The sequence below is a fragment of the Metabacillus sp. SLBN-84 genome, from assembly GCF_053629595.1.
Map to the genome: position 1 here is coordinate 2,674,062 of NZ_JBRJIP010000001.1, position 22,974 is coordinate 2,697,035.

Annotated in this window: 25 protein-coding genes and 1 pseudogene; 4 read left to right on the forward strand and 22 right to left on the reverse strand. The window is 44.4% G+C overall.

Annotated features, from left to right (window positions below):
- Positions 1 to 523: 523 nt before the first annotated feature.
- The 7 genes and pseudogenes from RKD52_RS13665 to RKD52_RS13695 form a co-directional block, all read right to left on the reverse strand.
- Positions 524 to 2,140 carry a PucR family transcriptional regulator gene (locus tag RKD52_RS13665; RefSeq protein ID WP_454100119.1) on the reverse strand — a complete coding sequence of 539 codons (1,617 nt, stop codon included), beginning with the start codon at positions 2,138 to 2,140 and terminating at the stop codon, positions 524 to 526.
- A 127-nt stretch (positions 2,141 to 2,267) separates the two neighbouring features.
- The gene (locus RKD52_RS13670; RefSeq protein WP_369732857.1) at positions 2,268 to 2,477 is read right to left on the reverse strand and encodes a hypothetical protein; all 210 of its coding nucleotides are present in this window, start codon (positions 2,475 to 2,477) and stop codon (positions 2,268 to 2,270) included.
- Between the two features lie 13 nt (positions 2,478 to 2,490).
- Complete coding sequence (locus RKD52_RS13675) at positions 2,491 to 3,966, reverse strand: NCS1 family transporter (protein ID WP_454100120.1); 1,476 nt, start codon at positions 3,964 to 3,966, stop codon at positions 2,491 to 2,493.
- Between the two features lie 52 nt (positions 3,967 to 4,018).
- Positions 4,019 to 5,440: a dihydropyrimidinase gene (gene hydA / locus RKD52_RS13680; RefSeq protein WP_454100121.1), complete on the reverse strand. Its 1,422-nt coding sequence runs from the start codon at positions 5,438 to 5,440 to the stop codon at positions 4,019 to 4,021.
- 16 nt (positions 5,441 to 5,456) lie between these two features.
- Positions 5,457 to 6,738: pseudogene (gene preA / locus RKD52_RS13685) on the reverse strand (NAD-dependent dihydropyrimidine dehydrogenase subunit PreA).
- A 310-nt stretch (positions 6,739 to 7,048) separates the two neighbouring features.
- A complete protein-coding gene (locus RKD52_RS13690) occupies positions 7,049 to 8,407 on the reverse strand; it encodes an NAD(P)-dependent oxidoreductase (RefSeq protein ID WP_454101226.1) in 1,359 nt (452 codons plus the stop codon).
- A 19-nt stretch (positions 8,408 to 8,426) separates the two neighbouring features.
- Positions 8,427 to 9,317: a nitrilase-related carbon-nitrogen hydrolase gene (locus RKD52_RS13695; RefSeq protein ID WP_369732853.1), complete on the reverse strand. Its 891-nt coding sequence runs from the start codon at positions 9,315 to 9,317 to the stop codon at positions 8,427 to 8,429.
- 253 nt (positions 9,318 to 9,570) lie between these two features.
- On the opposite strand from RKD52_RS13695, the gene RKD52_RS13700 reads away from it, so the two are divergent.
- Positions 9,571 to 9,864 (forward strand): DUF6509 family protein, encoded by a 294-nt coding sequence (locus RKD52_RS13700; RefSeq protein ID WP_454100122.1) that lies wholly within the window; start codon positions 9,571 to 9,573, stop codon positions 9,862 to 9,864.
- A 37-nt stretch (positions 9,865 to 9,901) separates the two neighbouring features.
- Here the strand turns inward: RKD52_RS13700 and RKD52_RS13705 are convergent, their stop codons facing one another.
- The 4 genes from RKD52_RS13705 to RKD52_RS13720 form a co-directional block, all read right to left on the reverse strand.
- Positions 9,902 to 10,519 carry an acetate uptake transporter gene (locus tag RKD52_RS13705; RefSeq protein WP_454100123.1) on the reverse strand — a complete coding sequence of 206 codons (618 nt, stop codon included), beginning with the start codon at positions 10,517 to 10,519 and terminating at the stop codon, positions 9,902 to 9,904.
- Between the two features lie 454 nt (positions 10,520 to 10,973).
- Entirely contained in the window at positions 10,974 to 11,174 is a 201-nt protein-coding gene (gene cspD / locus RKD52_RS13710) for a cold-shock protein CspD (protein ID WP_029281530.1), read from the reverse strand.
- A 457-nt stretch (positions 11,175 to 11,631) separates the two neighbouring features.
- Positions 11,632 to 12,087, reverse strand: a complete 456-nt coding sequence (locus RKD52_RS13715) for a TlpA family protein disulfide reductase (protein ID WP_454100124.1) — start codon at positions 12,085 to 12,087, stop codon at positions 11,632 to 11,634.
- A 67-nt stretch (positions 12,088 to 12,154) separates the two neighbouring features.
- The gene (locus RKD52_RS13720) at positions 12,155 to 12,697 is read right to left on the reverse strand and encodes a peroxiredoxin (protein WP_029281532.1); all 543 of its coding nucleotides are present in this window, start codon (positions 12,695 to 12,697) and stop codon (positions 12,155 to 12,157) included.
- Positions 12,698 to 13,029: 332 nt separating this feature from the next.
- On the opposite strand from RKD52_RS13720, the gene RKD52_RS13725 reads away from it, so the two are divergent.
- Positions 13,030 to 13,872 carry a mechanosensitive ion channel family protein gene (locus RKD52_RS13725; RefSeq protein ID WP_454100125.1) on the forward strand — a complete coding sequence of 281 codons (843 nt, stop codon included), beginning with the start codon at positions 13,030 to 13,032 and terminating at the stop codon, positions 13,870 to 13,872.
- A gap of 41 nt (positions 13,873 to 13,913) precedes the next feature.
- Here RKD52_RS13725 and RKD52_RS13730 read toward each other — a convergent pair whose 3' ends face one another.
- From RKD52_RS13730 to RKD52_RS13750, 5 genes are all read right to left on the reverse strand, one after another.
- A complete protein-coding gene (locus RKD52_RS13730; RefSeq protein WP_029281537.1) occupies positions 13,914 to 14,156 on the reverse strand; it encodes a YkuS family protein in 243 nt (80 codons plus the stop codon).
- 43 nt (positions 14,157 to 14,199) lie between these two features.
- A complete protein-coding gene (locus RKD52_RS13735) occupies positions 14,200 to 15,330 on the reverse strand; it encodes an N-acetyldiaminopimelate deacetylase (RefSeq protein ID WP_454101227.1) in 1,131 nt (376 codons plus the stop codon).
- A gap of 79 nt (positions 15,331 to 15,409) precedes the next feature.
- Entirely contained in the window at positions 15,410 to 16,120 is a 711-nt protein-coding gene (gene dapD, locus RKD52_RS13740) for a 2,3,4,5-tetrahydropyridine-2,6-dicarboxylate N-acetyltransferase (RefSeq protein WP_369732848.1), read from the reverse strand.
- Positions 16,121 to 16,201: 81 nt separating this feature from the next.
- Positions 16,202 to 16,669 (reverse strand): flavodoxin, encoded by a 468-nt coding sequence (locus RKD52_RS13745; RefSeq protein ID WP_454100126.1) that lies wholly within the window; start codon positions 16,667 to 16,669, stop codon positions 16,202 to 16,204.
- A 134-nt stretch (positions 16,670 to 16,803) separates the two neighbouring features.
- Positions 16,804 to 17,676, reverse strand: a complete 873-nt coding sequence (locus RKD52_RS13750; protein ID WP_029281541.1) for a LysR family transcriptional regulator — start codon at positions 17,674 to 17,676, stop codon at positions 16,804 to 16,806.
- 126 nt (positions 17,677 to 17,802) lie between these two features.
- On the opposite strand from RKD52_RS13750, the gene RKD52_RS13755 reads away from it, so the two are divergent.
- Positions 17,803 to 18,534: a sulfite exporter TauE/SafE family protein gene (locus RKD52_RS13755; protein WP_454100127.1), complete on the forward strand. Its 732-nt coding sequence runs from the start codon at positions 17,803 to 17,805 to the stop codon at positions 18,532 to 18,534.
- Positions 18,535 to 18,545: 11 nt separating this feature from the next.
- Entirely contained in the window at positions 18,546 to 18,908 is a 363-nt protein-coding gene (locus RKD52_RS13760; RefSeq protein ID WP_454100128.1) for a VOC family protein, read from the forward strand.
- A 20-nt stretch (positions 18,909 to 18,928) separates the two neighbouring features.
- Here the strand turns inward: RKD52_RS13760 and RKD52_RS13765 are convergent, their stop codons facing one another.
- The 6 genes from RKD52_RS13765 to RKD52_RS13790 form a co-directional block, all read right to left on the reverse strand.
- Positions 18,929 to 20,371 carry an MDR family MFS transporter gene (locus tag RKD52_RS13765; protein WP_454101228.1) on the reverse strand — a complete coding sequence of 481 codons (1,443 nt, stop codon included), beginning with the start codon at positions 20,369 to 20,371 and terminating at the stop codon, positions 18,929 to 18,931.
- A gap of 151 nt (positions 20,372 to 20,522) precedes the next feature.
- A complete protein-coding gene (cbpB, locus tag RKD52_RS13770) occupies positions 20,523 to 20,966 on the reverse strand; it encodes a cyclic-di-AMP-binding protein CbpB (RefSeq protein WP_369732842.1) in 444 nt (147 codons plus the stop codon).
- Positions 20,967 to 21,163: 197 nt separating this feature from the next.
- On the reverse strand, positions 21,164 to 21,358 hold the full coding sequence (gene abbA / locus RKD52_RS13775) for an antirepressor AbbA (protein ID WP_029281550.1): 195 nt from the start codon (positions 21,356 to 21,358) through the stop codon (positions 21,164 to 21,166).
- A gap of 73 nt (positions 21,359 to 21,431) precedes the next feature.
- Positions 21,432 to 21,950: a ribonuclease H-like YkuK family protein gene (locus RKD52_RS13780; RefSeq protein WP_454100129.1), complete on the reverse strand. Its 519-nt coding sequence runs from the start codon at positions 21,948 to 21,950 to the stop codon at positions 21,432 to 21,434.
- 483 nt (positions 21,951 to 22,433) lie between these two features.
- Positions 22,434 to 22,583 carry a hypothetical protein gene (locus RKD52_RS13785; RefSeq protein WP_369732840.1) on the reverse strand — a complete coding sequence of 50 codons (150 nt, stop codon included), beginning with the start codon at positions 22,581 to 22,583 and terminating at the stop codon, positions 22,434 to 22,436.
- 14 nt (positions 22,584 to 22,597) lie between these two features.
- Entirely contained in the window at positions 22,598 to 22,834 is a 237-nt protein-coding gene (locus tag RKD52_RS13790) for a YkuJ family protein (RefSeq protein WP_029281554.1), read from the reverse strand.
- Positions 22,835 to 22,974: the final 140 nt, after the last annotated feature.

Sequence of the window (22,974 nt, forward strand, 5' to 3'; positions counted from 1 at the left end):
ATTTCGATTTTCAGTTTGAGAGGGTACGATTCAGGCTTTTGCTTACCCTCCGATTTCGATTTTCAATTTAAGAGGGCACGATTCCAACGCTTGCTTACCCTCCAATATTGATTTTCAGTTTGACAGGGTACGATTCCAACGCTTGCTTACCCTCCGATATCGATTTTCAGTTTGACAGGGTACGATTCCAACGTTTGCTTACCCTCCGTTATCGATTTTCAGTTTGACAGGGTACGATTCCAACGTTTGCTTACCCTCCGTTATCGATTTTCAGTTTAAGAGGGTACGATTCCAACGTTTGCTTACCCTCCGTTATCGATTTTCAGTTTGATAGGGTACGATTCACGCGTTTGCTTACCCTCCCACATCGTTTCTCGGTTTCCGAGGGTACGATTTACGGTTTTAGAGGGGAAGGTCCAGCAGCTATCTCGCCCCCCAAAACCGATTTTCAGTTTTACTGGATGCAATTTCCCCTCCCGCACAGCAAAAAAGAGCACCTCCACTTAGAAGTGCTCCTAATCTATTATTCAATTTTATGCTGCAGCGGAATGGTCCCTTCTGTGTTCCTGATAAAATCATAGGCCATGAGCATAAACTCAAGGGCAAGGCGTTTGTCTGAATTCATGAAGTTCTCCCCAAGCAGCAGCTCAAGTTTTTCGATGCGGTGGTACAGGGTCTGCCTGACAATAAAGAGCTTTTTGGAGGTTTCCTGCTTCGACCCGCTGCAGGCAAGATAGGTTTTCAGCGTAATCAGCATATCACCGTTGTACTTGCGGTCGTATTCAAGAACAGGACCGAGGTATTCATTGATTGTCTCTTCAAGGTCACCGTGTTTTTTTAAGAGAGACATCATTCTGTACATATGAAGATCCTGATAAAAGCAGCTTTTTCCTTCTGCTGAGAGTGAGTCCTGCAGGGCGAGAGTTTCTTTGGCCGTCTGATAGCTGTACGGTATATTCCCCAGTCTGTCCGCGAATTTTCCCACACCGATAGTGAGGGAGGAGGCTCTCTGCCTCTCTGTTCCGCTTCCTGAATATATTCTGGAAATCGCTCCGCTCATGCGGTCTTTCCAGTCCTGCTTGTTCCGTTTGTTTCCTGCAATGAAAATCAGGTGATGGCGGACTTCTACGGTAAACAAGTGAAAGCCGAATTGTTCAAAAACGGTTCTGAATAATAACTTAAAGTAAGTGCTGTCTGCATTTTGGGTCTGGCCTGCGGCATCAGGGGATAATTTGCAGATGCACACCGCGCCTCCGTTAAGCCTCAGCATAGGATCTTGAAAAGCAAGCTGCTCTTTGATCACTTCATCGGTATATTCTCCCTCAAGCCAGTTGGTCAGCCACTCGCTTTCTTCAGCCATTTTTTTCTCTTTTACATAAAGGTCCCTGAGCAAATGCTGGGCAAATGCATTTGCCGTTCGGTCCAGTACAAGAAGGTCAAATTCGTTCAGTTCTCTGCACTCGGTCCATATATGCAATTCTGCATATGTTTCGCCGAGAATTTGGACGGGCTGTCTTGCCGCCCATGCTTTCTTTTCCTCACTTCTTAATGAAAATAGCAATGCTTCCTTTTCGCTGATGTCAGGTTCCGGGAAAAAGTCGGTTTTATTCCCTCCAAGAACAGCCGCCACCTGTACCTCCAGATAAGATTGCATAAATTTGAGGATTTGTTTGTAATCTTCAATTTCAAGAAGCATTTTATTCAGCTGCTGAGAATAGGTTTCAAGTTCAGATAATAGTTGATATTGTTTATTGATGATGAGGGAATGCACATCTTGTGTAATTTCAACAAAAGGCACTTCGTGATGAAACAGAATGATGGGAAAATGGCGGGAATCAGCAAGTTCAATAACATCTTCAGGTATGGTATGGATATGAGTGCCGAGCTCAATGCACAGTCCGGCAGCCTGCCTGTCGATTAACTGCTGAAGAAAAGAAACAAGTTGTCCGGGATGATCCTTGAAACCAAGACCGGTAGTCAGAATCAGTTCATGACCATTTAAGAGATTGCTGATTTGAATCGATTCGACAATATGCACCCATTTTAACTGCCGCCGCAGGCCATTTGCTCCTGCAATGACTTCAGTCCGGGAAAAATGCTTTCGATTTAAAATCTCATCAATCGTTATGTATGATTTCATCCGCACACCCCTTTTTTGATGTCTCTTCCTTATATTATAAAAGAGGCACAGGGTGAACACTATACGTTTGTCAGCTTTTCTCACAAAAAAGATAGGACAAAATCTGCCCTATCCGCGTCGAACAATGTCAATTTTTAGCTTGTGCAATAAGCATGGCCGAAAAGTATTTTCTGCCATCAGCCGTTTTCACTTGCATTTCCGCTTCAGAATCATCCTGATCTTTGAAGACAAGGAATGCTCCGCTGAGGTTTTCTGTAACGGAAGATATCTTCCACCCTTTTCCGAGATAGTAATCGATTTTGTCCCGTTCAGCAAGATACTCCTGGTAATCTGACATCTTTCTCCTCCTATTATATGTGTTCTGTTGGAGCAGGCGAGATTGCTATGTTCGGCTCATATTCTTCTTCAAGATCAATGATCCAGTCGTTTCCTGCGGTGATACCGAGGTATTTTGAATCATCCGGGTCAGTGATTTCAGCCTGTGCATATTTTTTAAACCACCAGTATTTTGCAAGAAAATAGTAGCTTGCCCCACCGGCTGCAAAACCAATGATAAATGAGTAGTCTTTAAATATGACAGCAGCCGCTCCCCCGGCTATCCATGCTATATAGCCCGCTGCATTAATGCCTTTATAGTATTTGTACTGTCCTTCTGTTTCGTAGAGGTCCTTTACATTCACTCTTCGCTTTCTGAGAAGATAGTAGTCTGAAATTAAAATGCCGCAGATGGCGGAAAGAATGCCCCCGACGACGAGCAGAATTTCAATTATGATACCAAACAGGCTCCAAGGCTGCACGACAATTCCAATTAGGCCTGCAACGGCAACTCCCGCCCAGAAAGGCACTTTCGGACCGCCAACATTTGAAAAGATAGTGGCAGCCGGTATCAGGTTGGCTGACGTATTGGTCGACCACTGCGCAAGGACTATCATGATGAGCAGTACGCCGAGAACGATGCCTGTTGCAGACTGCTGCAGGGCAACAACCGGGTCGTAGTTCGTCACAGCGATATAGGAAACCGCACCAATCACGACCATAAACGTTTGAACAATGGGATAGGCGATCAGATTTCCTGCAATTTGGCTCCTGTTCCGCTTAAACCAATTACGCTCCATTTTAGGAGCCTTTACGAACCTGGAAAGGGAGGGCATATCTGCCGCAAGCGTTCCCCAAAACCCCATGTTCGCCATGATGACAACCATAAAAGCGGTGACAGCTGCACCTCCGGCTGCCGGACTCTCTACCCATGACCAGACGCTTCTTCCCTGCGCCAGGGCCTGATCTGACAGCGTAAAATACATCCATCCGGAAATAAGAATAATAACGGGTGCCGCAAGATCTGCAAAGCGCTCGATCGCTTTCATGCCGAGAGCCGTGTTGACAACTTGCAGAATGGCAAAGATGAAAAAGCAGACCATCCAATTATCAAATCCAAATAACGTTGCAAGAATCGCATTCATCGCGCTTGCTCCGAAAAACGTATTCACTCCAAACCAGCAGGAAGCAACAAATCCCCTCACAATAGAAGGAATGTGTGTCCCAAATGTCCCAAACGGCGCTCTCATATAAACCGGAAAACTCAAGCCGTGCTCAACACCTATGTCGCCCGTAAGCGTCATAATAAAACCAAGAGCAACGGATCCCAGTATTGTGGCGGCCACGACCCATCCAAGCGGAAGAGACTGGACCCCGGAACCCCCAATGGCAAATGCAGCAAGAACAACAGCCATCCCTACCCAAATCAGGCCAAAACCAAGTGAACCGATGTTTTTCTTATGATGAGGAATCGGCAGCAAATCCGGAGATTTCAAATAACCTTTCGCCACAATACATGTCCCCTTCCGCATGAAACATTTAAATTTTCAAGAAGCCTCACTCTTATTTTATTGAAACCTTTGAAGAGCCGGCCGTTCCAAGCTGTTTCCCGTATTTAGCCCGTTTTATATATTGTCCGCTGCCGGTTTTGCCTGCAAATTGTCTGTCGCGCACGACAAATTCCCCTCTTGAAAGAACGGAAACGGGAACTCCTTTCACCTCCATGCCTTCAAACGCATTATAGTCCACAGCCATGTGGTGGGTTGAAGCAGAAATTGTTCTCTCTGCTGACGGGTCAAACAGCACAAGATCAGCATCAGATCCAACTGCAATGGTTCCTTTTTTCGGATACAGGCCGAACAGCTTCGCAGCCTTGGTGCTCGTCAAATCAACGAACTGATTTAAATTGATCCTGCCTTTGCTTACCCCTTCAGAAAAGAGAATGCTGAAACGGTCCTCAATAATCGGCCCGCCGTTAGGTATTTTCGTAAAATCGCCCTTGCCAAGATCCTTTTGCCCATTAAAATCAAACGAGCACTGATCAGAACCGAGTGTCTGCAGCACGCCTGTCTTCATGGCGTTCCACAGAACATCCTGGTGCTTTTTCTCGCGGAGCGGAGGTGACCAGACGTACTTGGCGCCTTCAAACTCAGGCTTTTCTAAATAAGACTGATCAAGCACAAGATATTGCGGGCATGTTTCTCCCCAGACATCAAACCCTCTGCTCCTTGCTTCGGCTATTTTTTCTACAGCCTCTGCACAGGAAACATGAACGACATACAGCTGCGATCCCGCAAGACCTGTAAGCTGGGCTGCTCTTCCTGTTGCTTCGCCTTCTACTTCAGGAGGACGTGTAAGAGCATGATAAACTGGATCTGTTTTGCCTTCTTGGAGTGCCTTTTTTGTTAAATAATCAATCACGTCCCCGTTTTCTGCGTGGACCATGACAAGTCCGCCGAGCTCTTTTGCGGTCAGCAGTGTCCGGAAAAGGGTTTCATCATCTGCCTGAAAAACATTTTTGTAGGCCATAAAGACTTTAAAGGAAGAAATTCCTTCTTCTTCAATGACAGAAGGCAATTCATCAAGGACATGATCATTGATTTCTGAGATCATTAAGTGGAAGCTGTAATCGATTACGGCTTTGTCTTTGGATTTCTTATGCCAAGTCTTTATGGCGTCCTTTAATGGCTTTCCTTTTTCCGTCAGGCAGAAATCGATGATGGTCGTTGTGCCTCCAAAGGCCGCTGCGGTCGTCCCTGTTTCAAAATCATCTTTTGTAACGGTTCCTCCAAACGGCATATCAAGGTGTGTATGAGGGTCAATTCCTCCCGGGAAAATGTAGCATCCGTTTGCATCAATGATTTCTGCACCGTTTTCTGTCAGATTGAGGCCAATTGCAGCAATCTGTTCTCCGATAATGAGAATATCTCCCTGAAAGGTATCCGAAGCTGTCACAATCGTTCCGTTTTTAATGAGTTTTTTCACAATTCCTCCCCCTTTCCTATTTCACAGCATTGGACGTTCCAAGAGAAGCGATCGCTGACTGCCGCTCATTCCAAGTCATTGGTGGCAGTTCATTTGCAAGTTCAACCATGTCAATAGCCCCGTCAACAGGACAGACGATGGAACAGAGATTGCAGCCGACGCAATCTTCTTCCCTTACTTTTAAGTATGGTTTTCCGTCAGACGTCATCAGCATATCAATGCACTGATGGGACGTGTCTTCGCACGCAATATGGCATTTATTGCAGTTAATGCAGACGTCTTCATTAATTTTTGCAGCAATTTTATAATTCAGATCAAGCTCGCCCCAGTCTGAATACCTTTCAACCGATTTTCCGACAAGGTCCATAACGGACGCAAGACCCTTTTCATCTAAGTAGTTTGAAAGACCTTCAATCATGTCCTCAACAATTCGGAAGCCATGATGCATGGCAGCTGTGCATACTTGCACGCCGGTTGCTCCCATCAGCATGAATTCAACTGTGTCCTTCCAGTTTGAAATCCCTCCTATTCCTGATATCGGTACATTAATGCGGGGATTTCTCGCACATTCAGCGACCATATTCAGCGCAATTGGCTTAACAGCAGGACCGCAATATCCGCCGTGAGCCCCTTTTCCTGCTACATGCGGAATCGTATTCCATGTATCGATGTCTACTCCTGCAAGGCTGTTGATCGTATTGATCATCGAGATGGCATCAGCTCCGCCTGACGCTGCAGCTTCTGCGGTCACGGTGATATCGGTAATATTCGGCGTCAGCTTCACGATAACAGGCGTTTTCGCAGCTTCTTTCGCCCAGTAGGTCTGCCTTTCAACGAGATCAGGCACTTGTCCTGAGGCCGCGCCCATACCGCGCTCTGCCATACCGTGAGGACAGCCGAAATTCAATTCAAGCCCGTCAACTCCGACATCTTCAACACGCTTGACAATTTCATGCCACTTTTCCTGGTTTTGGCTCAACCATCAAAGAAGCGATAATTGCATGATTCGGAAACCTTTTTTTCGTTTCATAAATTTCCTTCAGGTTCACTTCAAGCGGCCGGTCCGTAATAAGCTCAATATTGTTAAAACCTGCAACGCGCTGTCCATTAAAACTGACTGCTGCAAATCGTGAAGAAACATTCAGGATCGGATCACCGAGTGTTTTCCATACAGCTCCTCCCCAGCCTGCTTCAAATGCCCTCTGAACCTGATAGCCCGAGTTTGTCGGCGGAGCTGAAGCAAGCCAGAACGGATTCGGAGACCGTATCCCGGCAAGATCAATCTTTAAATCAGCCATGTTTTGGATCCTCCTTTATAAGAAATGTGGAACCGCCTCGATCAGCTCCGAAAGACAGAAAAGAAATCACCGGAAAAGGCCGGGTTTGCCTTTTACGGGGATTTTGTTCTGGCCGAGGAGTTAGGCGGTGGAACTGGACAATACGAAAAGTGGAACCGCCTTGGTCAGCTCCGAAGGACAGAAAAGGATCAGCCAGAAAAAGCCGGGTTTGCTTTTTATGGCTGAGCCGTTCTGGCCGAGGAGTTAGGCGGTGGAACTGGACAATGCGAAATGTGGAACCGCCTTGGGCAGTTCCTAATGACAAAAGAAATCACAAAGCAGGGTTCAGCGCCTCTGAAATTAGTTTTTTGTGAATCTGATAAGCTGTCAGTTTCCCCTGCTGGGCAGCGGAGACGACCATGGCTTCACCCTGGCCTTTTCCGAAGATAACATCACCGCAGGCAAATACTTTTTCGTTTGAGGTCTGATAAGTCCCTGCTGTGAGCTTTACGACTCCGTCTGCATGATCGAGGCCAAAACTCTCTATGAGAGATACATATCTTGATTGGCCGATCGCCCGGATGACCGCATCTGTTTCAATGATGAATTCAGATCCTTCAACAGGCACCGGACGCGGCCGCTCTCCTTCACTTGCTGAAGCAAGCTCCATTTTGATGCATTCAACACCTGTCACTTTGTTTTCTTCATTTTTAATAATCCGCTTTGGAGCCGTCAGCCATCTGAAGACGACGCCATCCTGTTTGGCAAATTCATACTCAAACTCGTAGGCTGTCATTTCAGCTCTTGTTCGTCTGTAGAGGATGCTCACATCCTCTGCACCAAGGCGGACTGAGCAGGTTGCAGCATCGATTGCCGTGTTCCCTGCACCGATTACGACCGCTTTTTTCCCGGCAAGCTTAAGCGTTTTTTTTGTTTTTGTTTCTTTGACAAATTCAATGGCATCATAGACACCATCTGCATCCTCGCCTTCTATGCCAAGCTTTGGCACAGCAGCCATTCCTGCGGCAAGAATCACGGCATCATACTCCTCAAGCAGCTCTGAAGGCATAATGTCTCTTCCAACTTTGGTATTCGTTCTGATCTTCACGTCAAGGCTTTTCACCTGATCGACTTCCCAAAATGAAATGGCCTGCGGCAGCCTGAATGAAACAATTCCGTAAGTGTTTAAGCCGCCTGCCAGACTTTCCGATTCAAAAATGGTGACTTCATAGCCAAGCAGAGCAAGTTCTCTTGCAGCTGAAAGACCTGCAGGACCCCCGCCTACAACGGCAACATTTTTTCCGTTCTTTTCCCCTGCTTGAAACAGGACCTGCTCATTATGAATCGCCCAGTCGGTTGCATAGCGCTGAAGGTTGCCGATCATAATCGGTTTCGTGGAGGAATTCAGCACACAGGCTCCCTCGCAAAGTTCCTCAGTCGGACAAACACGGGAGCAGCTTGCGCCGACGGGATTTGCCGACATAATGGTTTTAGCTGATCCTTTCAAATTGCCTGAAGCGATTTTCTTAATAAAAGAAGGAATATCGATGCCGGTCGGACATGCTTTAATGCATGGTGCATCATAGCAGTACAGGCACCGGTTTGCTTCTTCTAGTGCTTCCCTGGCAGACAGTGGCGGTTCTACTTCCATGAAGTTCTGTTCAAGTTCTTGGGCCGTAATCTCTCTCATCAAGCTCATTACCTCCTTTTTAAGGCAGCAGGGCCGTCATTTCCTGATACGTTTCAGGGCGTCTGTCCCGGTAAAATTGCCACGTATCCCGGACTTCGCGGATCACTTTTTTATCCATCTCCCCAATGACCACTTCATCTCTGTCACGGCTTCCTTCAGCAACAAATCTGCCTCTTGGATCGGCGAGATAGGATTGTCCGTAAAATTCACCCATATTCCATGGCCCCTCATATCCCACCCTGTTGATGGCGCCTATATAATAGCCATTTGCAACAGCATGTGCAGGCTGTTCAAGTTTCCACAGGTATTCTGACAGGCCTGCAACCGTTGCTGAAGGATTAAAGACGATTTCCGCACCGTTCAGACCGAGAAGCCTTGCTCCCTCAGGAAAGTGCCTGTCATAGCATATATAGACACCAATCTTCGCAAATGCTGTATCAAAAACCGGGTAGCCGAGATTGCCTGGCTTAAAGTAGAACTTCTCCCAAAATCCGCCGCCGTCTTTTCCGACTCCGACATGAGGGATATGATGTTTGCGGTATTTCCCTAAATACGTTCCATCCGCGTCAATGACAGCAGCAGTATTATAATAAGTTGCGATTCCTTCCCTTTCATAAATCGGCAGCACGATCACCATTCCGAGCTCACGGGCAAGCTCCTGAAACCGTTTTGTGGTCGGTCCGTTTGGAATTTCCTCTGCTGCATCGTACCATTTCGTATTCTGTTCCGTGCAGAAATAAGGGCCGTAGAATATCTCCTGAAGACAGACAATCTGCGCACCCCTGCTGCTTGCTTCCCTCACAAGCTTCATATGCTTTTCAATCGCCCGTTCTTTATGGATATCTACAGCCTCATTTCCGTCTGTATCATTGCTTGCCTGAATTAAACCGATGACCACTTTATCCGGCATATAAAAAACCTCCTCCGTTTCGCATAAATAGTCTAAATATTAAAAAAATAATACCTGTCTCTATTTTACTTTTAACAAATTGGCTTTACACTGTACAAATTGTTAAATGGTTAAGGAGATTTGTCTTGCAGAATGTAAAATATAAGCAGTGTGCTGTCAGTATATCTGACACTCTTTTCTATAAAGTTGTTTTATGGACTTTTTTTAGGTAGGATAGGTAGGGAGTATACCCTGAAAGATTGGAATGATACATATGAACATAGCAGCCTATACGGTTGAAAAACTGCAGGATCCATTTGGCATTCTCACCGGAGACCGGTATGAATTTATTCTTGAGCTTGAGGTAGATGAAGAGGATGAGCTTTATACTGAAAAAGGTCTCCTGATGAAGGTGATTTTTGCTGTAAACGACACCGGTGAAGGAACCGTTTCTGTTTATCATCTGATGGAGCAGGAAACAAATGGCGTTCTTGATTTTGAGCTTGAAGAAGAAGAAGAAATCATGGTTAAAGCATTTTGCCAGGAGCATTACAGAGAAGAAAAGTAAAACGAGCAGGGAATGAACCCTGCTCGTTTTCTTTTGCTTATTTTTTGAAGATCCCAAAAGGTTTTCCAACAGGCAGCACTGTTTTTTCGAAATGAGTATTCAGTACCGCTGCAGCAGAACCGTAGAACGACAGCAGGGCAATGATCAGCTCAGATACAGCAGCAAGCATGTGGGTCGCCTCATGCATAATATCAAAAGCACTCAGTGAAAGTCCGATAAATAGAAAATCGATAAAAACAAAAATCAAAAACAGGACCTTGTGTGTTTCCATTGCACCGATTGTCATGAACAGACTGAAAATCAGGTATCCGACAAATGCAAATCCAAGCTGTTTTGGATCAGCGGCTGCCGCAAGTTTCTCGCCGAACACGCCCATTTGAATCAGCCAGGTTGCGCCGACTCCAAGCCAGAAAAGACCGAAAGCGCCAAATGCAGTCGTTCCAAACGTGTTGTTGTGTTTTGCATCGTGAACACTTGCAAAAAGCTGTGCAAAGCCGCCCAGGAATATCGCCCAGGGCAATATAAGTGAAAGACCGTCAGTCAATCCAAGTTTTTGTGACGAAGCCACTAGTGTTACCATAGCGAGTCCAAATAGCCCGATTGCCGAAGGATCTGCAGTAGTGATTTTTACTTGCTGTACATTTTGTTGATTCATGGTGAGCCTCCTAAATATTTAACACATACTTGACCACGATACAGGATGCAGATACCGGTGTCAATGGATTTTTTAAGAGCAGTTAAAGGTAACCGTTTGCAAAAAAAATATGACCCTTCTTGTTTGGCAGCACGCTGAGAAAGGTCATATCCCAGTTGCTTATGACCCTTTATACCTCGTCGGACACTGCGAAAGGTCGTATCCCAGTTGCTTATGACCCTTCTTGCATCACAAGACTCTGCGAGAGATCGTATCCCAGTTGCTTATGACCCTTCTTGCATCACAGGACTCCTGCGAAAAGTCATTTCCCACCTGCTTATGACCCTTCATAAGCGGACGGAAATCTTTAAAAGCCATATGTTTTCAACTGAGGTTTTCAGATGTGGTGACATTCTGCAAATCCAGCAAAAAGCAAATAAAAAAGCCGCTCAGACCTGAGCGGCTTTTTCGTTCATTATAATTTTACAACATTCTCAGCTTGAGGTCCGCGGTTGCCTTCAACGATGTTGAATTCAACTTCTTGGCCTTCTTCTAATGTTTTGTACCCTTCGCCAGTGATCGCGCTGAAGTGAACGAATACGTCGTTTCCGCCTTCAACTTCGATAAATCCAAAGCCTTTTTCTGAATTGAACCATTTTACTTTTCCAGTCGTCATGAGAGAAAACCTCCAAAAATTTTTTAATATGCCCTACTATTTACAACATGGTAAATAAAATATTCACATATTATAAAGAGTATCAATTAGAGGAATAGATAGTCTTTATAACATGTGAATGCTAAATGCCATATAAAATCATAAAAAGATTTTGATAGTGTGACAAATCTATTGGTTATTCATTTATTATCTGTGAACACAAAGCAACGAAAGCCCTACCTCTCTCTCGTCCTTGCGGCTCCGATGACCGCGCCAGCTTGAATTGAGCTAACAAAAATCAAAGGATTTGAATTTGAAGCATTTGTCCGTATAAGGACTGATTGACTCATTATTAATATGGTAGAAGGGTATTTTATAATGAACTAACTTTTTCATTATACATGGAAAGGTTTAGAAAATCAAATAAATGGTTAAAAATGTCGAAAAAAGAAAGCGCTCCTAAAACGGAGCACTTTTTTCATTCTGCGTTTTCTGTTTCGGCAAGCACGCGGTTTACACGTTTTTCAAGCATTTTCATGCCGCTTCCGCCTGCCTGGAAGTGACGGAGAGCTCCTGTTTTGTCAAATACATAATAAGCAGGAACATACTGATTTTCAAATGCATCTGTCAGCTTATGTTCGCTGTCAACAAAGATTGGCTGTGAAATATCATGCTCAGCCGCAACTTTCTTGATGTCTTCAAGGTTCAGATCGTCTTCTGATCTTGGCATGTGAACAGCCACAACATTCAGTTTGTCTTTGTACTGATCTCTGAATTCATTTACCTGAGGCATTGCCTCTTTGCAAAGATGGCAGCTTACTGACCAGAAATGGATCAGTGTAGGTTTCTCGCCAATCAGGTCTTCTTTTGTCAGCTGGCCGTTCAGCCATTCAGTTGCGCCGTTCAGTTCAGGCATTTGTGCGCGTAATTTCATTGTGTTTCCCTCCATTGCTTGTTTAAAAAAGGCCTAACAAAAAGTTAGACCTCTCATCAACCGTTTATTAAAGTGTAGCTTGTCCAGGTTTCCAGTTAGCCGGGCAAAGTCCGCCAGTTTGAAGAGCCTGAAGCACACGAAGTGTTTCATCTACGTCACGGCCGATGTTGTTGTGGTTAACAACAGCGTATTGAAGCTCGCCGTCAGGATTGATGATGAATAGTCCGCGAAGAGCTACGCCTTCTTCTTCAATAAGGACGCCGTATTCGCGTGAAACCATATGGTTTGTATCCGCTGCAAGCGGGAATTTAAGATCGCCAAGGCCGTTTTCTTTACGGTCTGTGTTGATCCATGCAAGATGAGTGTGGATTGTATCAGTTGAAACGCCGATTACTTCAGCATCAAGATCTTCGAACTCATCATAACGGTCTGACATTGATGTAATTTCAGTCGGGCAAACGAACGTGAAGTCCATTGGGTAAAAGAACAGCACTGTCCATTTGTCGTTTTTCATATTTTCTTCAAGGCTTACTTTTCCAAATTCCTTGTCAGCCATTACCGCATCCATTTCAAAGCGCGGTGCTTGTTTACCTACCATGCGTTCTGCCATGATGTATCCCTCCAATATGTAATTGATATCTGGAATCGATATCAGCTTAATTGAGAATCATAAAATGATTTTCTCAATTATTGTCTTGTTTATTTCACATTGACCATTATAGTGCAATGTTTATTTTCAGTCAATGTTAAATAATAATTAATTTAAAAAAGGCGTGTTGCTTAAAATGGAGCACATGTATTGGTATTCCCTTTTCAGGTTGAAAACAATCACCAAATCTCAGCAATTTCTGATTAAATTCTACAAAATCAAGTTTAACATGACGTCCTTGGGGTAACCAAATAATTAGTCTTACTTTATTTGTACAGGAAGGATGTTGGTTCATGGAATTTTTTGATTTAATCAGCAGAGTAAACTGGGTAGGCCTATTGACGGCAGCCGGAGTGATCACACTTAAGCTGATCGGCATACTCATTGCTTTTCTGGTCGTAAGGGCTATCGGCACAAGAGTGGTTGAAAAGACGTTTAAGAGGGTTCAGGAGCGTCAGTCCATTTCAATTGGGAGATCCAGAACGCTGCAGAGTCTGACACTCAATCTCTTCTCATATATTCTGATCTTTATTTTTGTCGTGATGGTGTTTGAGGTATTTGAATATGATGCAACAGCTCTCCTTGCCGGGGCTGGAGTTGTAGGGCTTGCCATCGGTTTTGGAGCACAGGGACTTGTCAGCGACGTGGTGACAGGCTTTTTCCTGCTTCTTGAAAAACAGCTTGATGTCGAGGATTATGTAACAACGGCAGGATACTCTGGCATTGTTGAGCAGGTTGGCCTGCGGACTACCCAGATCAGAAGCTTTGACGGAACGCTTAATTATGTGCCGAACAGAGAGATTATCAGTTTAAGCAATCATTCCAGGGGCAACATGCGGGCACTTGTTGATATTGGCATTTCATACGATGATAATATTGATGAGGCTATTTCGGTTATTCAAAAGGCATGTGATGAAATGGCCGCCCATGATGCATCAATCATTGAGGGACCAAGTGTGATTGGGGTTCAAAGCCTTGGCGCATCGGATGTTGTGATCCGGATTATCGCCAAGACAGAGAATATGATGCAGTGGGGAGTAGAGCGCAATCTCCGTAAAAAAGTGAAAGAAACACTTGATGCACACGGCATTGAGATTCCGTTTCCGCATCAGGTTTATATTGAGAAAAAACAGTAAACAGCAAATGAGCTGCCGGCTTCGGCAGCTCATTTCTTTTTCTATTGAAGCCTGCTCTCCACCTGCTGGCAGATTTCATCCGCTGTATAACCGCTGGCTGTAAAAACAGAACCGCTTGTTACTGCATTGCTGATTCCCATAATGTTGGAATCCTGGCCTGTAATAATGCAGCAATCACAGCCTTTTGCATCCTCTTCATTGCGGAGTTCCACAACATCATATCCCTTTGACTGAAGTGCAGCTGTAACATCTGATAATGATTGTTCAACACCGATTTTTGGCATCTCATCCACCTCCTAAGACTAATGTGTCTCATAGGAGGTACCTTTATTCTGATAAGCCGTTCGCTTTGTAGAGAAAATATCTGCACATAAGGTCAACAGCTGCCCCTATCGCTTCCTCTTTAGGCTGAAGCTTTGAGTGATGAAGTCCATACGGGGAGTCCACTCCGAGCCAGAACATGAATCCCGGGATTTCATCCAGCATATATCCAAAGTCTTCGCCCGTCATGGCCTCTCTGCACAGCACAACTTCAGTATCTGTGTTCACTTTTGCAAAATCCATGAATTCTTCCGTCAGCTCATGATGGTTGTATACCTGATGGTACATCGAACCGTAATCAATGACCGCGCTGCAGGAATAGCCGACCTCAAGCCCTCTGACAAGTGCCTCAATGCGTTCTTTTACTTTATCCATTGACTCAACGGACAGTGTTCGGATCGTTCCTTCAAGCCTTGCATTTTCTGCAATAATGTTCTGAACGGTGCCTCCTGTTATTTTCCCGAACGTAATCACCGCACTGTCAAGCGGGTCTACGTTTCTTGAAACAACGGTCTGCAGCTGCGTGACAAGCGATGCAGCAGCAACAATCATGTCCTGAGCCGTATGAGGATAGGCTGCATGTCCCCCTTTTCCCTTTAAGTCAATGAATAATTCCGATGTATTCGCAAAAAGAAGACCGGGACGTGTGGCGATTGTACCGACAGGATATTCCGGAGCAATGTGAAGTGCCGTAATGAAATCAGGTTTCCACTCCTTCATTTCTTCGCTTCTGAGCATCGGTTCAGCTCCTCCGGGGCCTTCTTCAGCAGGCTGAAAAAGAAACAGCAGATCATCTCTGACTGGATGTTTGACGAAATAATGAATGATTCCAAGCGCAATCGTCATATGGAAATCGTGGCCGCAGGCATGCATGAGCTCCGGATGATCAGATTTGAAGTCGTAGCCGGTTTCCTCGCTGATGGGAAGTCCGTCAATATCGGCACGGTAAGCAAGTGTTTTCAAAGGAGCTGTTCCTTTTACTTTTACAAACAAACCGGTTTTCCATTTTTTGATTTCGAGTCTTTCTGCGGGTAAAGACCCGAGATGTTCCAATAGGTACGCCTGAGTTTTATATTCCTGAAAGCCAAGCTCAGGAATTCGGTGAAGATCCTGTCTGATTTTTGACAATAGGTCCATTTGATCCAATCGTATCCCCCCTGTTTCTATAGAGAAGGCGTGGATGCTAAAACATCCACGCCGGTCAATCATTCAAGTATTAAAGCTGTCTGAGCTCTTGTTTGATTTCAGTTTTTGATTTTGTTTTTTCATCGATATCTTTAATTTTGCGGGCAGGAGTACCTGCTACAACTGTATAAGGCTCCACATCGTCAATGACGATCGCGCCTGCAGCAACGACAGCGCCTTTACCGACTGTAACGCCTTCTAATACGACGGCATTGGCTCCGATGACTACATCATCTTCAATGACAACCGGTTTTGCAGATGGCGGTTCGATGACGCCTGCAAGAACAGATCCCGCTCCGATATGGCAGTTTTTCCCTACTGTAGCGCGGCCTCCAAGAACAACGTTCATATCAATCATCGTGCCTTCGCCAATTACTGAACCGATGTTGATGGAAGCTCCCATCATAATAACGGCGTTATCTCCAATTTCGACTTGGTCGCGGATAATAGCGCCAGGCTCAATTCGCGCTTTAATGTTTTTCATGTCAAGAAGCGGAATCGCTGAATTGCGGCGGTCATTTTCAACAACAAAATCATCAATTTTCGCTTGGTTTTGAGAAAGCACCGTCTGAATTTCAGCCCATTCGCCGAAAACTACACCGCTGCTGCCGTTTATGAATGTTTGTGAAGAAGAACCGAAATCGATTCCTTCAAGATCGCCTTTCACATACACTTTTACAGGTGTCGATTTTGTACTATTTTGAATAAACGAGATAATCTCATTCGCATCCATCATTTTCATATGTATTCCTCCTTCAGACTATATACCTCATTACTGTATCAAAGGACGGGTTTGTTGACAAGCTGAAACCGGACGCCTCATTTATATCATTGATTTTCCGGCAGCAGCGCTCCATTCGGCAACTGCATCTGCAAACATTCTGCAGGCTTCATGTTCCAGATCTGATTCAGGTGAACCTTCTATTTTTAATGTATCATGAAAAACTTCTGCCCCTGTTTCTTTAAACCGCCTTTGCAGCAAGTCTGCTGCCTCGCAGAATTTCGGATAGGCATGATCTCCTGACCCGAAACAGGCAACCAGCTTCCCTCTTAGGTTTAACTCTGAGAGTTCTTCATAAAAATCTTCTGCCTCATACGGAAGGTCTCCGTCTCCCCACGTGTAAGACCCGGCAAAAATCACATCATAGTTGAACAGCTCATCTGTCATGCAAAGATCCAGCTCCTCAAACACTACATCCATCCCTTTTTTACTTAGCTGCTGTCCGATCAGTCTTGCCATGTCTTCTGTATTCCCTGACATGCTGGCATATAGAATAAGAGCCGTTTTCACTCGTGCCACCTCTTCAATTGATAATGATTTTCATTTTCACTTTTACTTTAATTGAAAACTATTCTCATTGTCAATTGTTTCTGCTGAAATAAAAAAACAGCATTATCAGCTGCTTGCACAAAAAATCGTCCCTTTTACGAAATTCCCTCTTCGTTCAAAATATCGAGAAATGCCTGCACTTGTTTTAATTTAAAGGATGACTCAAACCCAAGCAGCCATGTATCCCTTACGATTGGATCTCCGTGCTCGTTTAATAATGGGATTTTATGAATGTCCCGATTATCGTCCACAAGCGTAACCGAAGGCAGGATTGCATATCCGATTCCGTTGTAGGCCATTTGTTTGCACGTTTCAATCTGGTCGACAACAATCGTGCGCTTTGGGCTGCTCTGAAAATGTTTATGCCACCAGTCCTGAATCTCCTGGTAATAGGATGAGTCGCTTTTAAACTGAATAAAGGGCCGCTCGGTATCAATCAAATCCTCAACCTTATGAATTTCTGAATCCACTAAGTACAGGGTGTCTGTCAGCAAGTGCTTCTTGACCCCTTTCCACTCCGGATTGCCTCTGATGATGCCGAGGTGAACGTGATCTTCATACATGCTTTTTAAAATCTCGCTGCTCCACCCTGTAACAAGCGAAATCTTTGCATGAGGATATTTGCTGACATATTTTTTTAGAATGTTAGGCAGCCAGTGCTGTCCGATGATGGATGCCACGGCGATCTTCAGTGTTCCGTGCACTTCTCCTTCAAGCTCTGAAATCTCTTCACGCAGTTTTTCTTCTTTCTTCGTCACTTCTTTTGCGAATGCTACAATCTTTTCTCCCGCAGGCGTAAGCGTCAGTCCTTTTTGTGAACGGATAAAAATTTGAAAGCCCCATGACTTTTCGATGGACTGCAGCCTTTGTGACAGCGCAGGCTGGGAAACAAAAAGCCGTTCGGATGCTTTTCTCATATTCATTTCTTCAGATAGAACTACGAGCATTTTTAATTCAGTCAGCTGCATAAATACCTCCTCTATAAGTTTTCCTTATATTATATGCTAATTTATTCATAATTTCATTATTGTCACTCGAAGAATATACTAAGGGTGAAAAGCGCGCTTTAACTTGTCAGGAAGATGTGATGCTTTATGGAATGGCCGATCTTTTTCATCGGTATTGCAGCAACCTTCATCGGCACTCTTGCAGGGAGCGGCGGGATGATCAACATGCCCCTTATGCTCATGTACGGACTGCCTATTCACACCATTATCTCCTCTAATAAATTTGCAAATACGTTAAGTTCATTTTCAAGCTTTGCTGTTCTTCTTAGAAAAAAAGAAGTGAACGTGAAGGAAATGGCAGCAACTGCGCCATTTACGGTTGGAGGAGGTGTGCTTGGAGCTGCCTTCACAAGTCAGCTGAGCGGTGAAGTGATGACTGTCATCGCTCTCTTTCTCCTCCTTTTCGCTTTGGGGCTCAATCTGTTGAAAAAACCGCAGGAACAGAAAACGGCTGAACCCCGGCTGAAGAAAAGCCTCTACCCTCTCGTTTTTGGAATTGGAGCCTATGACGGCATGTTCGGGCCCGGGCAGGGAACTCTCCTGATGTACACCTTTTTGCATAACGGATTTTCCTATATTAAATCAGTTGCCTTTACACGCTTTCAGACTTTTTTAAGCTGCACCGGAGCATTCACTGCCTACGCCCTTTCAGGCATCATGAATTGGAATATTGCGCTGAGTCTTGCTGCTGGAAGCATACTTGGAGCACAGATTGCAGTGCGTTTTGCAGCAAAGCTCAGTTTTAAACAGGCGGCTTGGCTGATACGTCTGATCACTGTTCTCCTCATTCTTCAGTTATTCTATAACCTTATCTTATAGGAGGTTTCCCAATGAAAATAAAAAGCCTGCATCATCTGCAGCTGTGCGTTTCTCCTGCAGAAGAAGAGCCTGCCCGCCGATTTTACATTCAAGAGCTCGGATTTGAAGAAATACCTAAGCCGCCGGCACTTTTAAAGAATGGCGGTTTCTGGTGCCGGGCAGGATCAATAGAACTGCATATCGGCCTTGAGGAAACGGACAGATCCAAAAGCAAGCGGCATCCGGCCTTTGAAGTAGAAGATCTTGAAGATGCCAGGGATTATCTGACTAAGCTTTCTGTAGAAATGAAAGAAGAGATACCGATTCCCGGTGTAAACAGATTTTCATTTTACGATCCATTCGGAAACCGGATTGAACTCCTTGAACTAAATTAAACAGCAAAAAGGCGCGGGAGTTACTTCTCCTGCGCCTCTTTCTTTTCTTTTGGAAGCCTTAATATAAGAACGAAACTGATTACAGCAAATAGGAACACAATAATATAAACACTGTGAAGGGAGTATGTCAGGCCTTCTTTTAAAGCCTGCATGGCATCATCAGAAAGCTTTGATGCTTCCTCAGGGCTGAGGAGCCTGTTAATGGAATCAAGATTGATTGTTTCACCAATTCCTTCATCCCTGAAATAAGACTGCAGCCGGGTATTTAGTATTCCTCCAAGCAGAGCGGCGCCAATCGTATTACCCAGCGTTCTCATAAACATGTTGGCCGCTGTTGCTGAACCCCTCTGCTCCCAGCTGACTGTACTTTGAATGGAGACAATGAAAGCCGTCGTGGTCATTCCCATCCCTATGCCGACAAGGAAGGAACCAAAGGCAGCCCACAGAGGGCCGTCGTCCGGTGTCAGCGTGAAGAAAACAGCACTTCCGGCGATCAGGGCTGCACCTCCGATAACAGAGGTGGTTCTAAAACCAATTTTAAAAAGGAGCCGCCCTGATATGGTTGATGCGATTGGCCAGCCAATGGACATGGCAGTAAGAGTAAATCCCGCAATAATCGGAGTCTGTCCCATCACAGCCTGTACAAAAGCAGGAAGAAAAGATGAGATTCCAATCAGCATCACACCTGTTGTTAATGAGGTCATGTTTGCGATGAAGATGCTTTTTTCTTTCCAGATACTAAACGGCATCATAGGCTCTTTTGCACTTTTTTCCTGTCGAATAAATAGGACAAAAGACAAAACGGCAGCCGATGAGATCAAAAGGACCGGACTCGACATCCATGGCCATCTGATGCCTCCTTCCACAAGAACAATCATAGCTGTGCTTATGGAAAGAAATAAGAATAGGGCTCCTTTGTAATCAATTTCATGTTTTTTCCGCTCCACATTTTCGTGGAGATATAAAACAAGCCCTGCAATCGCTAAAAGCCCAAGCGGAATATTAACCCAAAAGACAAATCTCCAGCTCACAAACTGGACTAAAAGCCCGCCGATTGCAGGTCCCATTACGGCAGAAATCCCCCATACGCTTGATAAGTATCCCTGAATTTTAGCCCGTTCTTCTTTTGTATAAATGTCCCCGACAATTGTCGATGCAATCGGCATGACAGCGCCTGCTCCAAACCCTTGGATAAACCGTGCTGCAATCAGCCACTCCATCGAGCTGACCAGCCCGCACATCGCAGAACCGGCGAGAAAAACAGAAATGCCGAATATAAGGACAGGCTTTCTGCCGAACAGATCGGATAACTTCCCATAAATCAAAACGGTAACAGCATTCATCAGCAAATAGGACGAAAAAACCCAGCTGTATAATGAAAATCCTCCAAGCTCTCCTACAATCGCAGGCATGGCTGTGGATACAATTGTTGCTTCAATAGCAGCCATAAACATTGCGAGCATAACCGCAGCCAGGATAAATGGGCGTTTTCTATTCGAAGACTGCTGCTTGATTTCTTCTTTTTCAAGAATAGCCTGTGCCACCTTCATCGTCTCCCTTTTCCGTTAAAAAGCAAAAGAAGGAGCAAATGTTCCTCTCCTTCTCTCCCGGAATTTATCTATTTTCAATCATTTGTTTCTGAAGTTCTTTCAAAATTGCGCGTCTTGTCAGGATTCCCTCAAAAATGCCGTCGTCATCGACAACACAGACAAAAGAGTGATCAATGACCAAATCCAGCCCTTTGGAAATCGGATCTTTTAAATGCAGCCTTGGAATATCTGCATTCATAGCCTCTTCAACCTTCATATGTTCAAGCTTCTCAAATTCAATTCGCTGGAGGCCAAGGATTGCATCCATCATCATGTTTGTGCCAAGAAGTCCATGCAGTTTAAAGAAAGGATCAAGAACCGGCACTGCCGTGTAGCCTGTTTTCGTCAAAACAAGCAGCGCATGCTCGAGGTTATTGCCAATCTGTACATGTGCAACCTTATCTGAAGGTATCATATATTCTTCTATCGTTGATTCATTCAGCAATTTCTTTGTATGTATGCTAATCACATTTGTTCTCCCTCTCTAAAAAAGTTCACACCGAACCCATTTACCCCGCTTTAAAAATGTTCAAACTACCTTCTTATTCTACCACAAAGAGGGAAAGTAATGCGGATTCATCTTTTCTTTGCCATTCCCTCATCAGCATGTTTTAACATGAAAAGCAAAAAAAAGATACTCTTGCTAAGAGTACCAGGCGTATGTAATCATTTCACTTCAAATCGGATTCGGTCATACAGCCGGATCAGTTTTTGATAGGTTGCATGATCAGACTGTTTTGTGCCGTTTTCAATTTCATAAATCTCGCTGCTGACCAGCTCCAGAGCATATTGCTGTTTTAGAAGAAGCTCAACTAAAAATTTTTGGTCGTCCTGTGAAAGAATTTCTGCTGCAGAATTCATAATAGATTGCCCCCTTAATGATAGATTAATCAATGAAAAAGCACTGCGTCAACCGCAAATTCCGACAGATTCATTATTTTGTGAACCGATTGGCATAGCTGAATGCAGTATAGGAGTCAGGCTTGATTTTTGCTTCCAGGCCCATAGCCTGAATTCTTCCGGTCATCTCCTGAATAAGGTCCTTTGTCACACCCTTCCTCCCAATATCCAGATGAATTTCAAATGTAAGATCTGCTCCCTCATCCGAATAAGGAATAAGAATTTCTGCAAGCTCTGCCAAATAAACGGATGTAAACGCATAGGCAAGCTCCTGGCTTAAAGTCGTTTCCATGGATATTTTTTCATGGAGGCTCGTCATTGGCCGCGGGATGACCGAATTCTTCAGGCAGCCCCACGCTCCTTTTCCGAGACGGTGAACATGAACAGCAGTGATAAACTTTGTTTCTGTCTGATGAACCTGTGAATCTGTCCCGATTGACAGAAGATAGGTGCTTCTCGGGTCTTTCTTCAGGAAGGATTTAATTTTATGGATCATAGCTTCAAATGACATGTTTCCTTCAGAGACATTGTAAAAGACAAAATGGTCAGTCATATGACAGCTCCTTTTCAGCGGAAATTACAGAACCAAGATATTATATGCTTGGCTGAAGAGAGTATTGAGCAAATTGGCGTAAATTTCATAGTATATTTTTTCCTCAAAGCCCTCTTTTTAAACAGTCCGCTGTTTCACCGCTGAACAGATCCGCCTCCTTTACCCGAGTCACTATATATAACGTTTGAAATTGAATGAAGGTTTCGGATTTTCACACAAATTTATAAAAAGTTTTTTCACTTAAATAAATGTTGGTTAAAACTAGAAAATGACCAGATCAAAAGCGGAAGCGCCAAGGCCCGCTCCGATAGGCAGATAAGAATCCGGCAGAAAAGTCCGGGTCCCGCCTTTTTTGCCGGATTTGTTCTGACAGAGGATCTAGGCGCTTACGCTTGCCGAGGATAACTTTGTTATGTTTTCCACAGCCTTTTAACTTTATAATTTTCTAAACATCAAAAAAAAACAGCCAATGATTTTGGCTGTTTACCCTTTTTTCGTTTGAATATTACGCATATGATAATGGCAGTTGGAACACGAATAATTGACATTCTGATTGGACAGGGCAGTCAGCACTTCATTCAGAGGCTGCTGCTCATGGCAATTCGGACAAATGACGCTTGGTTTCGTATTCATCGGTTCCCTCCCGTTTATTGGAGCAAATCAAAAATTTCAATTGCGATCATATCGATGTTGTCAAATTGATAAGACTGGGGCTTTTCATCTTTTTGGAATACTTCGAGTTCGAACGTATCCGTTTTATCAAAATATTTTACACTGCAGCGTTTTTCACCCTCAACTTCAAAGAAGCGCTGGCTTGGTTCATTCGAAACGGCATTTTCCTGCAGACTTTGAAGTCTAGTTATGATACCTAAAAGCTGTGACATTAGTATCACCTCCAACAGAGTGAGTCAACTTGAGGTCCGCCTTCGCCTCTAGTTTGTGCGTCCTTCTTCATTCTATCCATCGGATTTACAGCTGCCTGAAAATTCTTTACATCGTCTCCGGGCAAACATAAAATGGGTAT

Coding starts and splice junctions, on each gene's coding strand:
- RKD52_RS13665 (WP_454100119.1), bottom strand. CDS start 2,140: ATGAAATCATACATAACGATTGATGAGATTTTAAATCGAAAGCATTTT.
- RKD52_RS13670 (WP_369732857.1), bottom strand. CDS start 2,477: ATGTCAGATTACCAGGAGTATCTTGCTGAACGGGACAAAATCGATTAC.
- RKD52_RS13690 (WP_454101226.1), bottom strand. CDS start 8,407: ATGAGAGAGATTACGGCCCAAGAACTTGAACAGAACTTCATGGAAGTA.
- RKD52_RS13695 (WP_369732853.1), bottom strand. CDS start 9,317: ATGCCGGATAAAGTGGTCATCGGTTTAATTCAGGCAAGCAATGATACA.
- RKD52_RS13700 (WP_454100122.1), top strand. CDS start 9,571: ATGAACATAGCAGCCTATACGGTTGAAAAACTGCAGGATCCATTTGGC.
- RKD52_RS13705 (WP_454100123.1), bottom strand. CDS start 10,519: ATGAATCAACAAAATGTACAGCAAGTAAAAATCACTACTGCAGATCCT.
- cspD (WP_029281530.1), bottom strand. CDS start 11,174: ATGACGACTGGAAAAGTAAAATGGTTCAATTCAGAAAAAGGCTTTGGA.
- RKD52_RS13715 (WP_454100124.1), bottom strand. CDS start 12,087: ATGAAATTACGCGCACAAATGCCTGAACTGAACGGCGCAACTGAATGG.
- RKD52_RS13720 (WP_029281532.1), bottom strand. CDS start 12,697: ATGGCAGAACGCATGGTAGGTAAACAAGCACCGCGCTTTGAAATGGAT.
- RKD52_RS13725 (WP_454100125.1), top strand. CDS start 13,030: ATGGAATTTTTTGATTTAATCAGCAGAGTAAACTGGGTAGGCCTATTG.
- RKD52_RS13730 (WP_029281537.1), bottom strand. CDS start 14,156: ATGCCAAAAATCGGTGTTGAACAATCATTATCAGATGTTACAGCTGCA.
- RKD52_RS13735 (WP_454101227.1), bottom strand. CDS start 15,330: ATGGACCTATTGTCAAAAATCAGACAGGATCTTCACCGAATTCCTGAG.
- dapD (WP_369732848.1), bottom strand. CDS start 16,120: ATGAAAATGATGGATGCGAATGAGATTATCTCGTTTATTCAAAATAGT.
- RKD52_RS13750 (WP_029281541.1), bottom strand. CDS start 17,676: ATGCAGCTGACTGAATTAAAAATGCTCGTAGTTCTATCTGAAGAAATG.
- RKD52_RS13755 (WP_454100127.1), top strand. CDS start 17,803: ATGGAATGGCCGATCTTTTTCATCGGTATTGCAGCAACCTTCATCGGC.
- RKD52_RS13760 (WP_454100128.1), top strand. CDS start 18,546: ATGAAAATAAAAAGCCTGCATCATCTGCAGCTGTGCGTTTCTCCTGCA.
- RKD52_RS13765 (WP_454101228.1), bottom strand. CDS start 20,371: ATGCTCGCAATGTTTATGGCTGCTATTGAAGCAACAATTGTATCCACA.
- abbA (WP_029281550.1), bottom strand. CDS start 21,358: ATGAATTCTGCAGCAGAAATTCTTTCACAGGACGACCAAAAATTTTTA.
- RKD52_RS13780 (WP_454100129.1), bottom strand. CDS start 21,950: ATGACTGACCATTTTGTCTTTTACAATGTCTCTGAAGGAAACATGTCA.
- RKD52_RS13785 (WP_369732840.1), bottom strand. CDS start 22,583: ATGAATACGAAACCAAGCGTCATTTGTCCGAATTGCCATGAGCAGCAG.
- RKD52_RS13790 (WP_029281554.1), bottom strand. CDS start 22,834: ATGTCACAGCTTTTAGGTATCATAACTAGACTTCAAAGTCTGCAGGAA.